Raw genomic sequence first — 15,150 nt, 5'->3', positions numbered from 1 at the left:
GGGACCGGGGATAGTCCCCGATCTACGGACACCCGTGCAACGGTTTCATCCGTGACGTTTGGCGAAGTCCCTCATGAAGGCCACCAGGGCCTGCACGGCTTCCATCGGCACGGCGTTGTACAGCGATGCGCGCATGCCACCCACAGCCTTGTGTCCCTTCAGCGCCAGCAGCCCTGCCGCTTCCGATTCCTTGAGGAAATCCGCGTCGAGCGCGCTGTCGTGCAAGGTGAACGGCAGGTTCATGCGCGAACGCGCCGACGGCTCCACCGGACTGCGGTAGTAGCCATCGGAATGATCGATCGCGTCGTACAGCAACGTGGCCTTGGCGGTGTTGCGCTCGCCCATCGCCGCCAGGCCGCCCTGCTCTTTCAGCCACTGGAACGTGAGGCCGGCGAGATACCAGCCCCAGGTATTGGGCGTGTTGAGCATGGAGTCATTCGCGGCGTGATCGGCGTAGCGGAAGATCCGCGCCATCGGGCGCGTGGCGCGCTCGAGCAGGTCGCGGCGGATGATCATCACCACCAGGCCCGAGGGACCGATGTTCTTCTGCGCACCGGCGTAGATCAGGCCGAATTTGGTCACGTCGATCGGGCCGGACAGGATGTCCGACGACATGTCGGCCACCAGCGGCACGTCGCCCACGTCCGGGATATCGTGGAATTCCACGCCGTGGATGGTTTCGTTCGGCGTGTAGTGCACATAGGCCGCGCGCGGATCCAGCTGCCAGGTTTCGCGTGGCGGCAGGCCCAGGTAGCGCTCGCCCTTGCTGCTGGCGGCGAGGTTCACCTTCACGTACGGCGCCGCTTCGCTGGCCGCCTTCTCGCCCCAGTGCCCGGTCACCACGTAGTCGGCGCTGGCGCCCTCATCCGCGAGATTCATCGGGATCTGGGCGAAATGCTGGGTCGCGCCACCCTGCAGGAACAGCACGGCGTAATTCTCGGGAATCGCGAGCAACTCGCGCAGATCGGCTTCGGCCTGCTGGGCCAGCCCCATGAACAGCTTGCCGCGGTGGGAAAGCTCCATCACGGAGGCACCGCAGCCCTGCCAATCCAGCAGTTCGCGCTGGGCGCGTTCAAGTACGGGCTGCGGCAGCGCGGCGGGACCCGCGCTGAAGTTCCAGAGTCTGCTCACGAAAGACGCCTTGGCGGAAATTGTCTCCGCATTATGCCGCGTCGCAGCAACGGGTCGTCAACGGGCAGGCAAGGGTCGATGATTCGCCCGCCGGGCGCCTCAGAAACGCACCAGCAGCGCCACCGCAATGCCCAGGGCCAGGACAGCCGCCGTGGCGATCAGCCACCACACCTCGCCGCGCGGGCCGGCATCTTCCTCGGGCAGGTGCTCAGGCGCCGGCTCCGGCATGACGATTTCGGGTTCGGGCTCCAGCCCCGGCGCGTCGACCACGAAGCGGTGCATGCCGAGGCCGATCTGGTCACCGGGGCGCAGCGTGGCCTGCACGACCGGCGAGCCGTTCACGCGCAGCGGGTAACGTGCGGATTGCTGGCCGGCCTCGAGCCACAGCTGGCCTTCGCGCCAGAGCACCGACATCGAGGCCGCTTCGCCCTGCGGAAGCTCCAATGGAATGCGGCCCAGCGGACCAAGCTCGAGCTTGTCCTGCAGCGACAGCACGCGACCGGAAAGCGGTCCGGCCACCGCACGCAGAGCCACCGTGCAGCGGCCTTCCGCGGGTACCGTGACCGGCGAACTATGGGCGGGCTCTTCGTCGGAGCGCAGCAACATGCGACAGTCGCCCACGCTGAGGATGTCGCCTGCACGCAGGAGCGCTTTTTCGCGCACCGGGCGGGCGTTTACATAGACACGGTTGCCCTGCGGCTGCATCTGCAGCACCCAGCCACGGCGATCGAGCAGGATCTTGAGATGATGCGTGCCGGCCTGATGGGCCGCCAGGATGAGGTCGTTGTCCGGTGCGCTGCCGATCCGCAAGGTAGGGGCGTCCCAGTGAAAATCCTCTCGGGCCGAATTGGGAAACTCGATGCGCATCGGTGAACCGCTGACTAGTCGGCGGGGACTCTAGCAGATGCTTACGCACTCTCCGAGCACATCTGGCATACGATGCGGGTTTACGTTTTGAAGGAATGCCCCATGCCCAAGATCGACATCCATCGGCCCCATCAGCTGTCTGTTGCGGAGGCCCGCGCCGTGGTCGACCAGGTCGCCGCGCGCATGCACGAAAAGTTCGGCATGGAGGGCCAGTGGCAAGGCGATACCCTCCGGTTTTCCCGCCCCGGCGTGACCGGCAGCATTGCCGTGGGCGCCGACGCCATCCAGGTCACGGCCGAGCTGGGCATGATGCTGGCGCCCCTCAAGGGCATGGTGGAACAGGAAATCCGTCGCAAGCTGGATGAGCATTTCGGCTGATATTTCTTTAACCAGGGCAACTTGTGGCATAATCGACCGCTTACGCGGCCATGACGGCTGCCCTAGCCCCCACCGGAACGCATGGCCAAAGACGACGTCATCGAAATGGAAGGTACGGTCCAGGAGACCCTGCCCAACACCATGTTCCGCGTGCAGCTGGAAAACGGCCACGTCATCACGGCCCATATTTCCGGCCGCATGCGCAAGCATTACATCCGCATCCTCACCGGCGACAAGGTGAAGGTCGAGATGACCCCGTACGACCTCACCAAGGGTCGTATCACCTACCGCATGAAGTAAACCCGGCCCGATCTGTAGGAGCGCACCCAGTGCGCGACCGCAGAGTCTGGCATTGCTGCTCCGTAGGTTTTTCGCGCACTGGGTGCGCTCCTACAGGAAGGGCATAAAAAAAGGCCGCGCAGTGCGCGGCCTTTTTCGTTCACTGCGAACCCGGATCAGATCACCGTGGCCGGCAGCTTTTCCGCCGCCTCGGTGCTGACTACCAGCTCGCCATCCTTGACGCTCAGGCTGACCTTGCCGCCGTCGGCCAGCTTGCCGAACAGCAGTTCGTCGGCCAGCGGGCGCTTCACCTTTTCCTGGATCACGCGAGCCATCGGGCGCGCGCCCATCTGTGGGTCGAAGCCGTGCTCGGCCAGCCAGCGGCGGGCGTCCGAATCCACGTCCAGCGACACGTGCTTTTCGGTCAACTGGGCTTCCAGCTCGATCACGAACTTGTCCACCACGCGCAGGATGTGGTCGAAGTCCAGCGGGGTGAACTGGATGACCGCATCGAGACGGTTGCGGAACTCCGGCGTGAAGGTGCGGCGGATCACTTCCATCGCGTCCATCGAATGGTTCTGCTTCACGAAGCCGATGCCACGGCGCGAGGCCTGCTGGGCACCTGCGTTCGTCGTCATCACCACGATCACGTTCTTGAAGTTGGCCTCGCGACCATTGGTGTCCGTCAGCACGCCGCGGTCCATCACCTGCAGCAGGATGTTGTAGACGTCCGGATGCGCCTTCTCGATCTCGTCGAGCAGCAGCACCGCATGCGGATGCTTGGTCACCGCCTCGGTAAGCAGGCCGCCCTGGTCGAAACCGACGTAGCCCGGAGGCGCGCCGACCAGGCGCGAGACGGAATGCGCTTCCATGTATTCGGACATGTCGAAGCGGATCATCTCGATGCCCAGCTGCATCGCCAGCTGCTTGGTCACCTCGGTCTTGCCCACGCCGGTGGGACCGGCCAGCAGGAAGCAACCGATCGGCTTGGACGGATCGGCGAGACCCGAACGCGCCATCTTGATCGAGGCGGCCAGCGCCTCGATGGCCGGATCCTGGCCGAACACCACCATCTTCAGGTTGCGCTCGAGGTTCTTCAGCACGTCACGGTCGGAGGCGGACACCTGCTTGGCAGGGATGCGCGCCATCTTGGCGACGATGTACTCGACCTCCGGCACGTCCACCTTGCCCGAACGCTGGTCGAGCGGCAGCAGGCGCTGGCGGGCACCGGCCTCATCGATCACGTCGATGGCCTTGTCCGGCAGCAGGCGGTCGGGAATGTGCTTCACCGACAGGTCCACCGCGGCCTTCAGCGCCTCGTTGGTATAGGCGACGTTGTGGTGTTCCTCGAAGCGGGAACGCAGGCCCTTCAGGATCTCGAAGCTGTCGGCCACGGTCGGCTCGACCACGTCGATCTTCTGGAAGCGACGAGCCAGCGCACGGTCCTTCTCGAAGATGCCGCGAAATTCCTGGAACGTGGTGGAACCGATGCAACGCAACTCGCCCGATGCCAGCATGGGCTTGATCAGGTTGCTCGCGTCCATGGTGCCGCCCGAGGCGGAACCGGCGCCGATGATGGTGTGGATTTCGTCGATGAAGAGGATCGCGCCCGGCTGCTTCTTCAGCTGGCCGATCACCGCCTTCAGGCGCTTCTCGAAATCGCCGCGATACTTGGTGCCGGCCACCAGCGCGCCGAGGTCCAGCGACCAGATGGTGGCGTTCTCCAGCACTTCGGGCACTTCACCGTCGACGATGCGCTTGGCCAGCCCTTCGGCGAGCGCGGTCTTGCCCACGCCAGCCTCACCCACGTACAGCGGGTTGTTCTTGCGGCGGCGGCACAACACCTGGATGGTGCGCTCGATTTCGTCCTGGCGGCCGATCAACGGATCGATCTTGCCTTCCAGCGCCAGCTCGTTGAGGTTGCTGGCGTACTCGCTCAGCGGGTTGCCCTTGGGCTCGCCGTCTTCGCTCTCGCGCTCAGCGCCGGGCATGCTGCTCGACGGCTCGTCGCCGATCTTGGCGATGCCATGCGAAATGTAGTTGACCACGTCGAGACGAGTGATCTCCTGCTGGTGCAGGAAATACACGGCGTGCGAATCCTTTTCGCCGAAGATGGCCACCAGCACGTTGGCGCCGGTGACTTCCTTGCGACCCGAGGATTGCACGTGATAGACCGCGCGCTGCAGCACGCGCTGGAAGCCCAGCGTGGGTTGCGTGTCGCGCTCGTCGCCGTGCGGCAGCACGGGAACGGTCTCGGCAATGATTTTTTCCAGCTCGCGCGTGAGGCGCGGCAGGTCGACGCCACAGGCGCGCAGCGCGCCAAGGGCCGATTGGTTTTCGGTAAGCGCGAGCAGCAGGTGTTCCACCGTCATGAATTCATGACGCTGCTCACGGGCCTGTTTGTAGCACTGGCCGATGGTGACTTCGAGATCCTTGCTGAACATCCGGACCTTCTCCGCTGTGTGGCAGGGCGGCTAAACCGCGATGGCTACAAAATGGGGGGTGGTGGCTACTTGTTCAATATCTCCGAACAACCCCGTTCTGACAGGCGCTAAAGCTTTTCCATAGTGCACAACAAAGGATGCTGATGAGCACGTGAATATTCGTTTACCTGGGTGACCTTGGTTTCGGCCACCTCCCGCGTGAAGACCCCGCATACGCCCTTCCCGCGCGTATGGACGTGGAGCATCACCTGCACGGCGCGCTCCTGGTCGAGGTTGAAGAAGCTGCGTAACACCTCGACCACGAAATCCATCGGGGTGAAATCATCATTCAGCAGTACCACCTGGAAGAGAGGGGGGCGAGCCACCTCGGGTCGCGAGGTTTCCAGCGCCAGGCCGTGACCACTGCCTTGTTCGTGTTCGGGTTCGTGAGCCATGGGTTCTACGTGAGATTTCCTGGGAAAAAGTATAGCGCCGCCGTCCTGATCCGGCCCGTGCCGGTGGACGCAGAGCCCCATGAAGGCATGAATGCCTTCAGGTAATGGCACAATGACGGCTTTTCCAGTGCCGTCATCGCCGCCATATGGCTTCTATGGCTGATTCCGCCCCTCCCATCGCCCGTCCCGTCTGGTGTCCGCACGTCACCGTAGCGTGCGTTGTTGCCGATGGCGACCGCTTCCTCATGGTCGAAGAGGAGGTGAACGGCCGCGTTGCCTATAACCAGCCGGCCGGCCACCTCGATGACAGGGAGAGCCTGATCACCGCCGCGGTCCGCGAGACGCTGGAGGAGACCGGCTGGACGGTGGCGCTGGAGCACCTGGTTTCCGTCAACCAGTGGCGCAGCACCGAACATGGCGACGGCGTGGTGCGTTTCACCTTTGCCGCCCGTGCAATCAGCCACGATCCGCAGCGTCCGCTGGATGACGGCATCCGCCGTGCCTTGTGGATGACCCGTGACGAGATCGCGGCACTGGGTGAGCGACTGCGCAGTCCGTTGGTGCTGATGAGCATCGATGCCTGGCTGGCCGGCCAGCGCTATCCGCTGGGTTTGTTACATAGCCTGCTGACCGAGGATCGTTACCCATGAGAGCCCGCTTCATGTCTTCACCTAGCTCGCGTTGGGCATCAGCGCCTGCCAGGGAGTGGAGCGTGGCGCAGCGCCTGACTGGTGGTCAGGTCAAGCCGCGCGCCGCTTCCTGGCAGGCGCTGATGCCCAACCCTGTGGGCCGGGTCTGTTTGCTCCCCATCCTGCGTCATCACTCGGTTGTGTATCGACATACACGCCCTCGTTCTTCCTGGTCTGGCGAGCAAACAGCTCCCGGCGCGAGCCAGGTGAAGACATGAAGCGGGCTCTTAAGGTGATGCTCGGCATCTCGGGCGGCGTGGACTCGTCCGTAGCGGCGCTGCTCCTGCAGCAGGCCGGCCATACGGTCGAAGGCCTGTTCATGCAGAACTGGGAAGAAGACGACCGCGACGGCCCCTGCACCACCGATGCCGACCGCAAGGATGCCGTGGCCGTGTGCGGGCGCCTTGGGATCCCGTTTCACGCCCGCAATTTCGCGGCGGCGTACTGGGACGGCGTGTTCGAGCACTTCCTCGCCGAATACCGCGCCGGCCGCACGCCGAATCCCGACGTGCTGTGCAACCGCGAGATCAAGTTCAAGACTTTTCTCGACGAGGCCCGCGCGCTGGGCGCCGACAAGATCGCCACGGGCCACTACGCCCGCGTCGATTTCCACCAGGGCAAGTACCGCCTGCTGCGCGCTGTCGATGCGTCCAAGGACCAGACCTACTTCCTGCACGCGCTGGGCCAGGAGCAGCTGGCGGCCACGTTGTTCCCGGTGGGCGAGATCGAGAAGTCGCACGTACGCCGGATGGCCCAGGACGCCGCGCTGCCCACGCACGCCAAGAAAGATTCCACCGGCATCTGCTTCATCGGCGAGCGCGATTTCCGCAGCTTCCTCGCGCAGTACATCCCTGCACAGCCCGGTCCGATGCGCACGCCGGAAGGCGAGACCGTCGGCAAGCACCAGGGCGTCATGTATTACACGCTGGGCCAGCGCAACGGCTTAGGGATAGGCGGCCGCCACGGCGCCAGTGGCGAGGCCTGGTACGTGGTCGGCAAGGACGTGCCTGGCAACGTGCTTTACGTCGCCCAGGGTGGCGAAAACCATTGGCTGTATTCACGCCGACTGCATGCCGAGCCACCCACCTGGGTCGCCGGCGAACCGCCGGCACTTCGCTTCCGCTGCACCGCCAAGACGCGCTATCGCCAGGCCGACCAGGCCTGCGAGGTATTCGTGCACGATGACGGCCTGGAGGTAGTGTTCGACGAACCGCAGCGTGCGGTGACCCCGGGGCAGTCGGTGGTGTTCTATGACGGTGAAGCCTGCCTGGGCGGCGCCGTGATCGACCGCACCGACGCGCCGTTCGGTGGCTGGAAAGATGTCCAACCCTCCCCTTCCCCTGTCGCGACGGTGTCCGGTGCTTGAAACCTTTGCCATGAATGAAGAGCGCGTGCTCGCCCTGGCCGGTCTGTTCCAGGCCGTCACGCTCGCCCAGCAGCTCGCCAACGACGGCCGCTGTGACGAAGTCGCCATGGCCGGCAGCGTGGCCAGCGTGTTTCGCATCGATGCGCCTTCCGTGGTGGGCGTGTACGGCGACGTCTCGGCGGTGCGCCTTGGCCTGCGCCAGCTGATCACCCTGCTGGACGAAAGCAACCGCGACGTGGCGATCACCCGCATGGCGTTCACCGTGATGCGCCTGGAGCGCAGCCTGGCACGTCGCAGCGATCTGCTCGATCAGCTGCAACAAGGCATCGTGTCGGCGCAGCGCCAGGTCGAGCACTTCGGCCAGGATTCCCCGCAGGTGGTGAAGCGTCTCGCCGAGCTCTACGCCACCACGCTGTCCACGCTCAAGCCGCGCGTAATGGTGACCGGCAATCCGCAGCAGCTGCAGCAACCGGCGGTGGTGGAAAAAGTACGCGCCAGCCTGTTGGCGGCCGTGCGCTCAGCCGTGCTGTGGCGCCAGCTGGGCGGCCGCCAATGGCAGATGCTGCTGTATCGCAAGCAGTGCGGCATGCTGGCCCGTGGACTGCTCACCGGCTCGACCATCAGCAACACCTGATCCGGCGGCATCGATCGTACCGGCGGAGCAGTGCCTCCGCCCGGTCGCCGCTTTATCCCTCCAGCGCTTCCCCGCGCCTGGACACCATCAGCCACAGCGCCGCCACGATGCTGACCACGGCAGTCATGGCGACGTAATGCGCCGGCGCCATGTGTCCGACGCGTTCGCCGAGGTAGCCGATCAGCGTCGCGGTGGTCGCGCCAAACGCGGCATAGGCCACGTTGTACGCAAACGAAATGCCCGAATAGCGGATGGGTGCGGGAAACGCCATCACCATCACCGTCGGGACCACGCCCACGCTGCCCACCATGAAACCGGTAAGTGCATACAAGGGCAGGAAATGCGCGCCGCCCGCGCCCAGGTCGGCAAACAGGGCGTAGGTGGCGGCGATCAGTGCCAGCGAGCCGACCAGCAGGGCCCGGGCCGCACCGATGCGATCGGTCAGCCAGCCATAGGCCAGGCAACCCAGCCCCAGGCAGAAGGCCGCCACGCTGTTGCCGAGAAAGGCTACGTCCGGTGCGATGCCGAACGGCTTCTGCGCCAGGTTCGGCAGCATCAGGATCAGCACCAGGATCGCTGCCGTGAGCGTCCAGGTCACCGCCATCGACAGCAGCACGCTGCCGCCATGGCCGGCCAGAACCGTACGCAGGGGCAGCTCGCTGCTCAAGGCTTTGCGTTCGCGCAGCTGCGCAAACACCGGCGTCTCGCTGAGCCAGCGGCGCAGCCATACCGCGATGAAGCCAAATACACCGCCCAGCAGGAATGGCAGGCGCCAGCCCCAGCCCAGCACCTGCTCCGGCGCGAGATGATGGTTGATCCATGCCGCCGTCAGCGAGCCGATCAGAATGCCGGCCGTGAGACCGGAGGTCAGGCAGGCGCAGGCGAAACCGACCCGGCCCGGGGGCGCATGTTCGGCCACGAACACCCAGGCGCCGGGCACCTCGCCGCCGATGGCCACGCCCTGCACCACGCGCATCACCAGCAACAGCAGGGGCGCCAGCACGCCCACCTGGGCATAGACCGGCAGCAGGCCGATCGCCAGCGTGGGCAGCGCCATCAGGAACACGCTGAGCGTGAACATGCGCTTGCGACCCTGCCGGTCGCCGAAGTGAGCCATCACGATGCCGCCCAGGGGCCGCGCGAGGTAGCCCGCCGCGAAGATGCCGTAGACCTGCAGCTGGGCCAGCCAGGGCGCGGTATTCGGCGGGAAGAACAGGTGGCTCAGCGGCAGCGCGAAGAACACGAAGACCACGAAATCGTAGAACTCCATTGCACCGCCCAGCGAGGCGAGCAGCAGGGTCTGGATATCCCGGCCGGACAGCGCGCGGCTGGCCGGCGCCATCGGTGAAGTGGACGAAGCGACTTGCGCCATCAGCGATCTCGCACTCTTGGTGTAAGCGACGCGGCAGCATACACAAAGGTGAAGGCGAGAAACCCTGTCGGTCTTCATCCAATCGCGATCTAGGGTTTTGCTAGCCTATGCCCGCTTCCCGGGCCCGCCCCAGGAGGCAGCACCGGATCAGGAGCTTTGTGGAAGTGACGCACGGATGCGCGAGAGCTTTCCCCTGAAACCTGCAAGGAGAGTCCCCATGAGTATGGGCAAGCGTTTGGGAGCTGAGTTCTTCGGTACGTTCTGGCTGGTCTTTGGCGGTTGCGGCAGCGCGGTTTTCGCTGCGACCTTTCCCGAGCTGGGCATCGGTTTCGCCGGTGTCGCGCTCGCCTTCGGTCTTACCGTGGTCACCATGGCCTATGCGGTGGGCCATATATCCGGTGCCCATTTCAACCCAGCCGTGACCGCCGGCATGTGGGCAAGCGGCCGTTTCCCGGCCAAGGACGTGGTTCCCTACTGGATCGCCCAGGTGGTGGGCGGCATCATTGCCGGTGGCACCATTTACCTGATCGCCAGCGGCCGGCCCGTGTTTGATCCTGTTGCGGGCGGTTTCGCTTCCAACGGTTACGGCGAGCACTCGCCAGGGAAGTATTCGCTGCACGCCTGCATGATCGCCGAGTTCGTGCTGACCGCTTTCTTCCTGATCGTGATCAACGGCAGCACGCACAAGCTGGCACCGACCGGCTTTGCGCCACTGGCGATCGGCCTCGCGCTTACCCTGATCCACCTGATCTCCATTCCGATCACCAACACCTCGGTCAATCCGGCACGCAGCACGGCGGTTGCCGTGTTCCAGGGAAGCTGGGCCATGGGACAGCTGTGGATGTTCTGGCTGGTTCCGTTGATCGGCGGCGTCGTGGGCGGGTTGATCTACAAACATCTGCTGGATGCGAGGGACTGATCGCCACGCGGATGATCGCTTCTTCCAGATCGTCACCCTTCTCTGCCGTCATTCCGGCGAAAGCCGGGATGACGGTAAGAGTCTAAACACGTTTACGGCGCCGACACGGCTGATGCTTACTGTTCGTACAATTCGATCGGCAAATCGTCCGGATCGGCGAAGAAGGTGAAACGTCGCCCCGTGTATTCATCGATGCGCACGGGTTCGCATGTGACGCCACGCTCCTGCAGCGTGGCGATCACCGCATCGATATCCGGCACGGCGAACGCCAGGTGCCGCAAACCCTGCGCTTCGGGCCGCGACGGACGCGACGGTGGCGAAGGAAAGGAAAACAGCTCCAGGCTCACGCCCGGGCTCACTTCCAGATCAAGCTTCCACGAGTCGCGTTCCTTCCGGTACACCTCGCGAATGATGCGAAAGCCCAGCGTCTCGCTGTAGAACGCCTTGGAACGCGCGTAGTCCGAACAGATCAACGCCACATGATGGATGGCCGGCAACAAGGACACCGTGTCAGGCCTCCGGGAAGGGAAAGGTCAGCACATCGGCGATGGCGTCGGTGCCCACCAGGCACATCAGCAGGCGCTCGATGCCCATCGCCACGCCGGCACAATCGGGCATCGCGTCGAGTACGCCGAGCAACCGCTCATCCACGGGAATCTCCCGCTGCCCGCGTTCGCGCCGCACCGCGTTGTCGCGATCGAAGCGCAGGCGCTGCTCCGTGGCGTCATTGAGTTCGTGATAGCCGTTGGCCAGTTCGTAACGCCCCAGGTACAGCTCGAAACGCTCCGCCAGCGGTGGATCGCCGGGCCGCACCTTGGCCAGCGCGCACTGCGACGCCGGGTAGTCATGGATCACGGTGATGCGATTGTTCGGAAATGCCGGCTGCAACCGGTGCGTGATGAGCAGGTCCAGCCAGTCGTCGCGGGTAAGCCCGGCCGGGTCGATGCCGTATTCGGCGAGCGGCTCGCGCAGCGTTTCAATGGATGCGTGGATCGGATCGATGCCCAGTTCGTCGATGAAAAGCTGGCGATAGCCCTCCACGCACACTTCGACGCGACGTCCCACCAGCGCCAGGGCCGCCTCCACCAGCGCGATGGATTCTTCCATCAGGCGGTGGTGATCCCAGCCGATGCGGTACCACTCGAGCATGCTGAACTCGGGATTGTGGCGCCCGCCCGCCTCGCCATTGCGGAACACGCGACCCAACTCATAGCAATCGCCCACGCCACTGGCCAGCAGGCGCTTGAGCGGATATTCGGGCGACGTACGCATCCACCGCTCGCGCGAGCCGGCATCGACGTGACCATGAAATGCGGTGCTGAAGCTTTCGATGTTCGGGTCGGTGTTGCCCGCCGCGGAAAGGATCGGCGTCTCCACTTCGAGCACATCGCGCTCGGCGAAAAACGCGCGGATAAGCGCATACAGTCGCGCCCGCAGATGCAAACGGCCGGCCAGATGCAGTGTCATGCCCCGCCCTCGTACCTGGCCAACAGGGCCAGCAGCTGCGCCTCGTCCCACACCTCGACACCCAGCTCCTGCGCCTTGTCGAGCTTGGAGCCTGCCGCTTCACCGGCCACCACGAAACTGGTCTTCTTGGACACGGAGCCGGCCACCTTCGCACCCAGCGCCTCCAGCCGCTCCTTCGCTTCGTCGCGACTGAGCGAGGTAAGCGTGCCGGTCAGCACCGCCGTCTGCCCTTCCAGCGGCGCCGACGAGGCCTTGGTCGCGGCAGGGATCGCCGCCAGCAGCTCGTGCATCGCGGCATCTGCTTCGCGCAACGGCTGCGCCTGCTTTTCGTGAGCCAGGAAGGCCGCGAGGTTGGTGGAGGCCGCCGATGGCAGGCCTGCAGTGACCCAGTGCGCCGATCCGGCGGCCATCAACTTCTCCAGCGTGGGGAAGCGTTCCGCCAGCAAATGCGTGCTCTTGGGACCCAGCTTGTTGATGCCCGCGTTGTCGAGCAATACAGCCAGGTTCAGGCGCTGGCGCATCTTGGGCGAGGGATGCGTCTCGTCGGCAAACACGATGCCGGCGGCCAGCAACTCGTCGACCACCTTCTGGTTGCCCTTCTGCGCGAAGAAGCCGGCGATGGACGCCGCCACTTCATGGCCCACGTCGGGCAGCACGCGCAACAAGGCGGCAGGCATGCGGCGGATCATGGCGAGGCTGCCCAGCCACGCCGCCAGCGTCTTGGCCGTGCTCTCGCCGATATGCATGATGCCGAGCCCGAACAGGAAACGCGGCAGGGTCGTGTGCTTGCTGGCTTCGATCGCCTCGATAAGGTTCTCCGCCCATTTCGTTGCCACCTTGCCCTGCTTCACCGTTTCGGGCGTGGTGCCTTCGCGCTCATCCGCACGACGCTTCATCTCGAGGAAGTCCTCGAGCGTGAGCTTGTAGAGATCGGCCGGCGTGTGCACGTAACCGAAATCCACCAGCGCATCGACGAAGCGCTCGCCAATGCCTTCAATGTCCATGGCACGGCGCGCCGCGAAATGGATCAGCGCCTCCTTGCGTTGCGCAGCGCATACGAGACCGCCCGAGCAACGCCACGCCGCCTCGCCCTCTTCGCGCAGCAGCGCCGAGCCGCACACCGGGCAATGCGAAGGCATGTGCCACACGTGGGTATGCGGCGGCCGTGACTCGGGTATCACGCGCACCACTTCGGGAATCACGTCGCCGGCGCGCCGCACGATCACGGTATCGCCCACGCGCACGTCCAACCGTGCAACCTGGTCGGCGTTGTGCAGCGTGGCATTGGTGACCGTGACGCCCGCCACCTGCACCGGCTTCAGGCGCGCCACCGGCGTAGCGGCGCCGGTGCGGCCGATCTGGATCTCGATCGCCTCGACGGTGGTGGTCTGTTCCTGTGCAGGGAATTTGTGGGCGATGGCCCAACGCGGTGCGCGCGAAACGAAGCCCATCGCGCGCTGGCCTTCGTAATCGTCCAGCTTGTAGACCACGCCGTCGATGTCATACGGCAACCGGTCGCGTTTCTCACCGATGCGATGGAAATACGCCAGCAAACCGTCGAAGCCTTTCGCGGTATCCACTTCCGGCGACACCGGAAAACCCCAGTCGCGCAGCTTCGCCAGCGTCCTGGAATGCGTCGGCGGCAGTTCGCCGTCCTGCACGTCGCCGACCGCGTAGGCGAAAAAGCTGAGCTTGCGCCTGGCCGTGATGGCGGGATCGAGCTGCCGCAGCGAGCCCGCCGCGCCGTTGCGCGGGTTCGCCAGCGGCTTTTCGCCGTGGGTGCGGGCGTATTCGTTGAACGCCTCGAAATCCTTGCGCAGCATGATTACTTCGCCGCGCACTTCCAGCACGCGCGGCCAGTCCTTGCCGCGCAGGCGCAGCGGGATGGCACGCACGGTGCGCAGGTTGGCCGTCACATCCTCGCCGGTTTCGCCATCGCCGCGCGTGGCGCCCTGTACGAACACGCCGTCTTCGTAACGCAGGCTGATGGCGAGGCCATCGAGCTTGGGTTCCACCGAGAACACCGGGGTGCGCCGATCCAGCGCGTGCTCGATGCGCCGCTCGAACTCGGCGACATCGCGGAAACGCTCGCGCTCGGTGTTGCCCTCCTGCTCGAACGCGTTGCTGAGCGAAAGCATCGGGATCGCGTGGCGAACCTCGGCAAAGCCTCCCTGTGCCCTGGCGCCAACGCGGCGCGTGGGCGAATCGGGCGTGGCCAGCTCGGCATGCGCCTGCTCCAGCGCCTCCAGCTCGCGCATGGCCTGGTCGTATTCGGCGTCGGTGATCTCGGGATCGTCGAGCACGTGATACTGATAATTGGCACGCTCGATCTTTTCGCGCAGCTCCGCCGCACGCTCGCGCCATTCATGGGCGGGGCTCTTGCTCATTCAGGTGTCCTCATGAGCCGAAGTTTACCGGCACGGGCGCCTTTTTCGCGTTTGCTAAGCCGAATGTCAGTCCGGCGGAGTAGCGTCCGGAACGCGTTGTTGACGCTGGCACTCCGGCTGGGAGGCAGACCATGCGCAGCTTTCGATGGGTGATATACGTGATTGCGCTCGCCACGAGCCCTGCCTGGGCCGGCAGCGGTCTCCTCGGGCTGGACCACACGGTGGCCTACGACGACAGCGGCATCTGGAAGCGCAGCAACCAGGAGATCCTGGTCTACGGCAGCATCCTCACCATCGCCGGCGGCGCAATCTGGCTGGGCGATCAGGACAAACTCGGCGATACCTTCTGGCGCTCGGTCGACTCCATGGTCGTCACGGCCGCCAGTACCCAGGTGCTGAAGTGGACGTTCCAGCGCGAACGTCCTTCGCAGACGGACTCTCCCAACCAGTGGTTCCAGGGTTGGCACGCGCAGAGCTTCCCCAGCGGCGAAGTGGCGAGCATCACTGCGGCGGTCACGCCTTTCATGATCACGTACGGCAACGATCATCCTTCGGTCTACCTCCTGGCCTTGCTGCCCGCCTACGATGCCGTAGCGCGCGTGAAGACCCATGGTCACTGGCAAAGCGACGTGCTGGTCGGCGCCGGGATCGGTGTCGGTGTCGGCTTCTGGGCCACCCATCGCGAGTCGCCCTGGATCATCTCGCTGCTGCCCGGGGGCTTTCAGATCGGCTATTCGCACAAGTTCGACTGACCAGACGCACTGCTTTGCTTGGCACGGCCAC

At 64.9% G+C, this 15,150-nt stretch carries 15 protein-coding genes; 7 read left to right on the top strand and 8 right to left on the bottom strand.

The window, feature by feature from the left end; genetic code table 11:
- Positions 1-45: 45 nt before the first annotated feature.
- Together serC and EPB08_RS09460 are read right to left on the bottom strand one after the other, a co-directional pair.
- A complete protein-coding gene (gene serC, locus EPB08_RS09465; RefSeq protein ID WP_130618837.1) occupies positions 46-1,131 on the bottom strand; it encodes a 3-phosphoserine/phosphohydroxythreonine transaminase in 1,086 nt (361 codons plus the stop codon).
- 99 nt (positions 1,132-1,230) lie between these two features.
- The gene (locus EPB08_RS09460; RefSeq protein WP_130618836.1) at positions 1,231-1,998 is read right to left on the bottom strand and encodes an FHA domain-containing protein; all 768 of its coding nucleotides are present in this window, start codon (positions 1,996-1,998) and stop codon (positions 1,231-1,233) included.
- Positions 1,999-2,100: 102 nt separating this feature from the next.
- Here EPB08_RS09460 and EPB08_RS09455 point away from each other — a divergent pair, with 102 nt between their 5' ends.
- Complete coding sequence (locus EPB08_RS09455; protein ID WP_130618835.1) at positions 2,101-2,376, top strand: polyhydroxyalkanoic acid system family protein; 276 nt, start codon at positions 2,101-2,103, stop codon at positions 2,374-2,376.
- Between the two features lie 81 nt (positions 2,377-2,457).
- Positions 2,458-2,676: a translation initiation factor IF-1 gene (infA, locus tag EPB08_RS09450; RefSeq protein ID WP_019466733.1), complete on the top strand. Its 219-nt coding sequence runs from the start codon at positions 2,458-2,460 to the stop codon at positions 2,674-2,676.
- 155 nt (positions 2,677-2,831) lie between these two features.
- Here infA and clpA read toward each other — a convergent pair whose 3' ends face one another.
- Entirely contained in the window at positions 2,832-5,099 is a 2,268-nt protein-coding gene (clpA, locus tag EPB08_RS09445; RefSeq protein ID WP_130618834.1) for an ATP-dependent Clp protease ATP-binding subunit ClpA, read from the bottom strand.
- A 107-nt stretch (positions 5,100-5,206) separates the two neighbouring features.
- Complete coding sequence (gene clpS, locus EPB08_RS09440; protein WP_019466735.1) at positions 5,207-5,533, bottom strand: ATP-dependent Clp protease adapter ClpS; 327 nt, start codon at positions 5,531-5,533, stop codon at positions 5,207-5,209.
- A 155-nt stretch (positions 5,534-5,688) separates the two neighbouring features.
- On the opposite strand from clpS, the gene EPB08_RS09435 reads away from it, so the two are divergent.
- The 3 genes from EPB08_RS09435 (at position 5,689) to hflD (ending at position 8,222) form a co-directional block, all read left to right on the top strand.
- Entirely contained in the window at positions 5,689-6,183 is a 495-nt protein-coding gene (locus tag EPB08_RS09435; protein WP_130618833.1) for an NUDIX hydrolase, read from the top strand.
- 253 nt (positions 6,184-6,436) lie between these two features.
- A complete protein-coding gene (gene mnmA / locus EPB08_RS09430) occupies positions 6,437-7,588 on the top strand; it encodes a tRNA 2-thiouridine(34) synthase MnmA (RefSeq protein WP_130618832.1) in 1,152 nt (383 codons plus the stop codon).
- A 10-nt stretch (positions 7,589-7,598) separates the two neighbouring features.
- A complete protein-coding gene (gene hflD / locus EPB08_RS09425; protein ID WP_130618831.1) occupies positions 7,599-8,222 on the top strand; it encodes a high frequency lysogenization protein HflD in 624 nt (207 codons plus the stop codon).
- 52 nt (positions 8,223-8,274) lie between these two features.
- On the opposite strand, the gene EPB08_RS09420 is transcribed toward hflD, so the two are convergent.
- Complete coding sequence (locus EPB08_RS09420; protein WP_130618830.1) at positions 8,275-9,594, bottom strand: MFS transporter; 1,320 nt, start codon at positions 9,592-9,594, stop codon at positions 8,275-8,277.
- A gap of 217 nt (positions 9,595-9,811) precedes the next feature.
- Here EPB08_RS09420 and aqpZ point away from each other — a divergent pair, with 217 nt between their 5' ends.
- On the top strand, positions 9,812-10,513 hold the full coding sequence (gene aqpZ / locus EPB08_RS09415; RefSeq protein ID WP_205746323.1) for an aquaporin Z: 702 nt from the start codon (positions 9,812-9,814) through the stop codon (positions 10,511-10,513).
- A 116-nt stretch (positions 10,514-10,629) separates the two neighbouring features.
- Here the strand turns inward: aqpZ and gloA2 are convergent, their stop codons facing one another.
- From gloA2 to ligA, 3 genes are read right to left on the bottom strand one after another with little or no spacing between them, the layout of a single operon-like run.
- Positions 10,630-11,019, bottom strand: a complete 390-nt coding sequence (gloA2, locus tag EPB08_RS09410; protein ID WP_205746322.1) for an SMU1112c/YaeR family gloxylase I-like metalloprotein — start codon at positions 11,017-11,019, stop codon at positions 10,630-10,632.
- 4 nt (positions 11,020-11,023) lie between these two features.
- Positions 11,024-11,980: an EF-P lysine aminoacylase EpmA gene (epmA, locus tag EPB08_RS09405; RefSeq protein ID WP_130618829.1), complete on the bottom strand. Its 957-nt coding sequence runs from the start codon at positions 11,978-11,980 to the stop codon at positions 11,024-11,026.
- On the bottom strand, positions 11,977-14,367 hold the full coding sequence (ligA, locus tag EPB08_RS09400) for an NAD-dependent DNA ligase LigA (RefSeq protein ID WP_130618828.1): 2,391 nt from the start codon (positions 14,365-14,367) through the stop codon (positions 11,977-11,979). Before ligA ends, epmA begins: the two co-directional genes overlap by 4 nt.
- 131 nt (positions 14,368-14,498) lie before the next feature.
- Here ligA and EPB08_RS09395 point away from each other — a divergent pair, with 131 nt between their 5' ends.
- Complete coding sequence (locus EPB08_RS09395; protein WP_130618827.1) at positions 14,499-15,119, top strand: phosphatase PAP2 family protein; 621 nt, start codon at positions 14,499-14,501, stop codon at positions 15,117-15,119.
- The last annotated feature ends 31 nt before the right edge of the window (positions 15,120-15,150 follow it).

The sequence above is a fragment of the Dyella amyloliquefaciens genome (assembly GCF_004296575.1).
GTDB classification, from domain to species: domain Bacteria; phylum Pseudomonadota; class Gammaproteobacteria; order Xanthomonadales; family Rhodanobacteraceae; genus Dyella; species Dyella amyloliquefaciens.
Note: the sequence above shows the minus strand (reverse complement) of the source record. Positions and strands in the feature narration are given on the sequence as shown.

Coding starts and splice junctions, on each gene's coding strand:
- ligA (WP_130618828.1), bottom strand. CDS start 14,367: ATGAGCAAGAGCCCCGCCCATGAATGGCGCGAGCGTGCGGCGGAGCTG.
- EPB08_RS09420 (WP_130618830.1), bottom strand. CDS start 9,594: ATGGCGCAAGTCGCTTCGTCCACTTCACCGATGGCGCCGGCCAGCCGC.
- EPB08_RS09455 (WP_130618835.1), top strand. CDS start 2,101: ATGCCCAAGATCGACATCCATCGGCCCCATCAGCTGTCTGTTGCGGAG.
- EPB08_RS09395 (WP_130618827.1), top strand. CDS start 14,499: ATGCGCAGCTTTCGATGGGTGATATACGTGATTGCGCTCGCCACGAGC.
- clpA (WP_130618834.1), bottom strand. CDS start 5,099: ATGTTCAGCAAGGATCTCGAAGTCACCATCGGCCAGTGCTACAAACAG.
- aqpZ (WP_205746323.1), top strand. CDS start 9,812: ATGAGTATGGGCAAGCGTTTGGGAGCTGAGTTCTTCGGTACGTTCTGG.
- clpS (WP_019466735.1), bottom strand. CDS start 5,533: ATGGCTCACGAACCCGAACACGAACAAGGCAGTGGTCACGGCCTGGCG.
- infA (WP_019466733.1), top strand. CDS start 2,458: ATGGCCAAAGACGACGTCATCGAAATGGAAGGTACGGTCCAGGAGACC.
- epmA (WP_130618829.1), bottom strand. CDS start 11,980: ATGACACTGCATCTGGCCGGCCGTTTGCATCTGCGGGCGCGACTGTAT.
- mnmA (WP_130618832.1), top strand. CDS start 6,437: ATGAAGCGGGCTCTTAAGGTGATGCTCGGCATCTCGGGCGGCGTGGAC.
- EPB08_RS09435 (WP_130618833.1), top strand. CDS start 5,689: ATGGCTGATTCCGCCCCTCCCATCGCCCGTCCCGTCTGGTGTCCGCAC.
- EPB08_RS09460 (WP_130618836.1), bottom strand. CDS start 1,998: ATGCGCATCGAGTTTCCCAATTCGGCCCGAGAGGATTTTCACTGGGAC.
- hflD (WP_130618831.1), top strand. CDS start 7,599: ATGAATGAAGAGCGCGTGCTCGCCCTGGCCGGTCTGTTCCAGGCCGTC.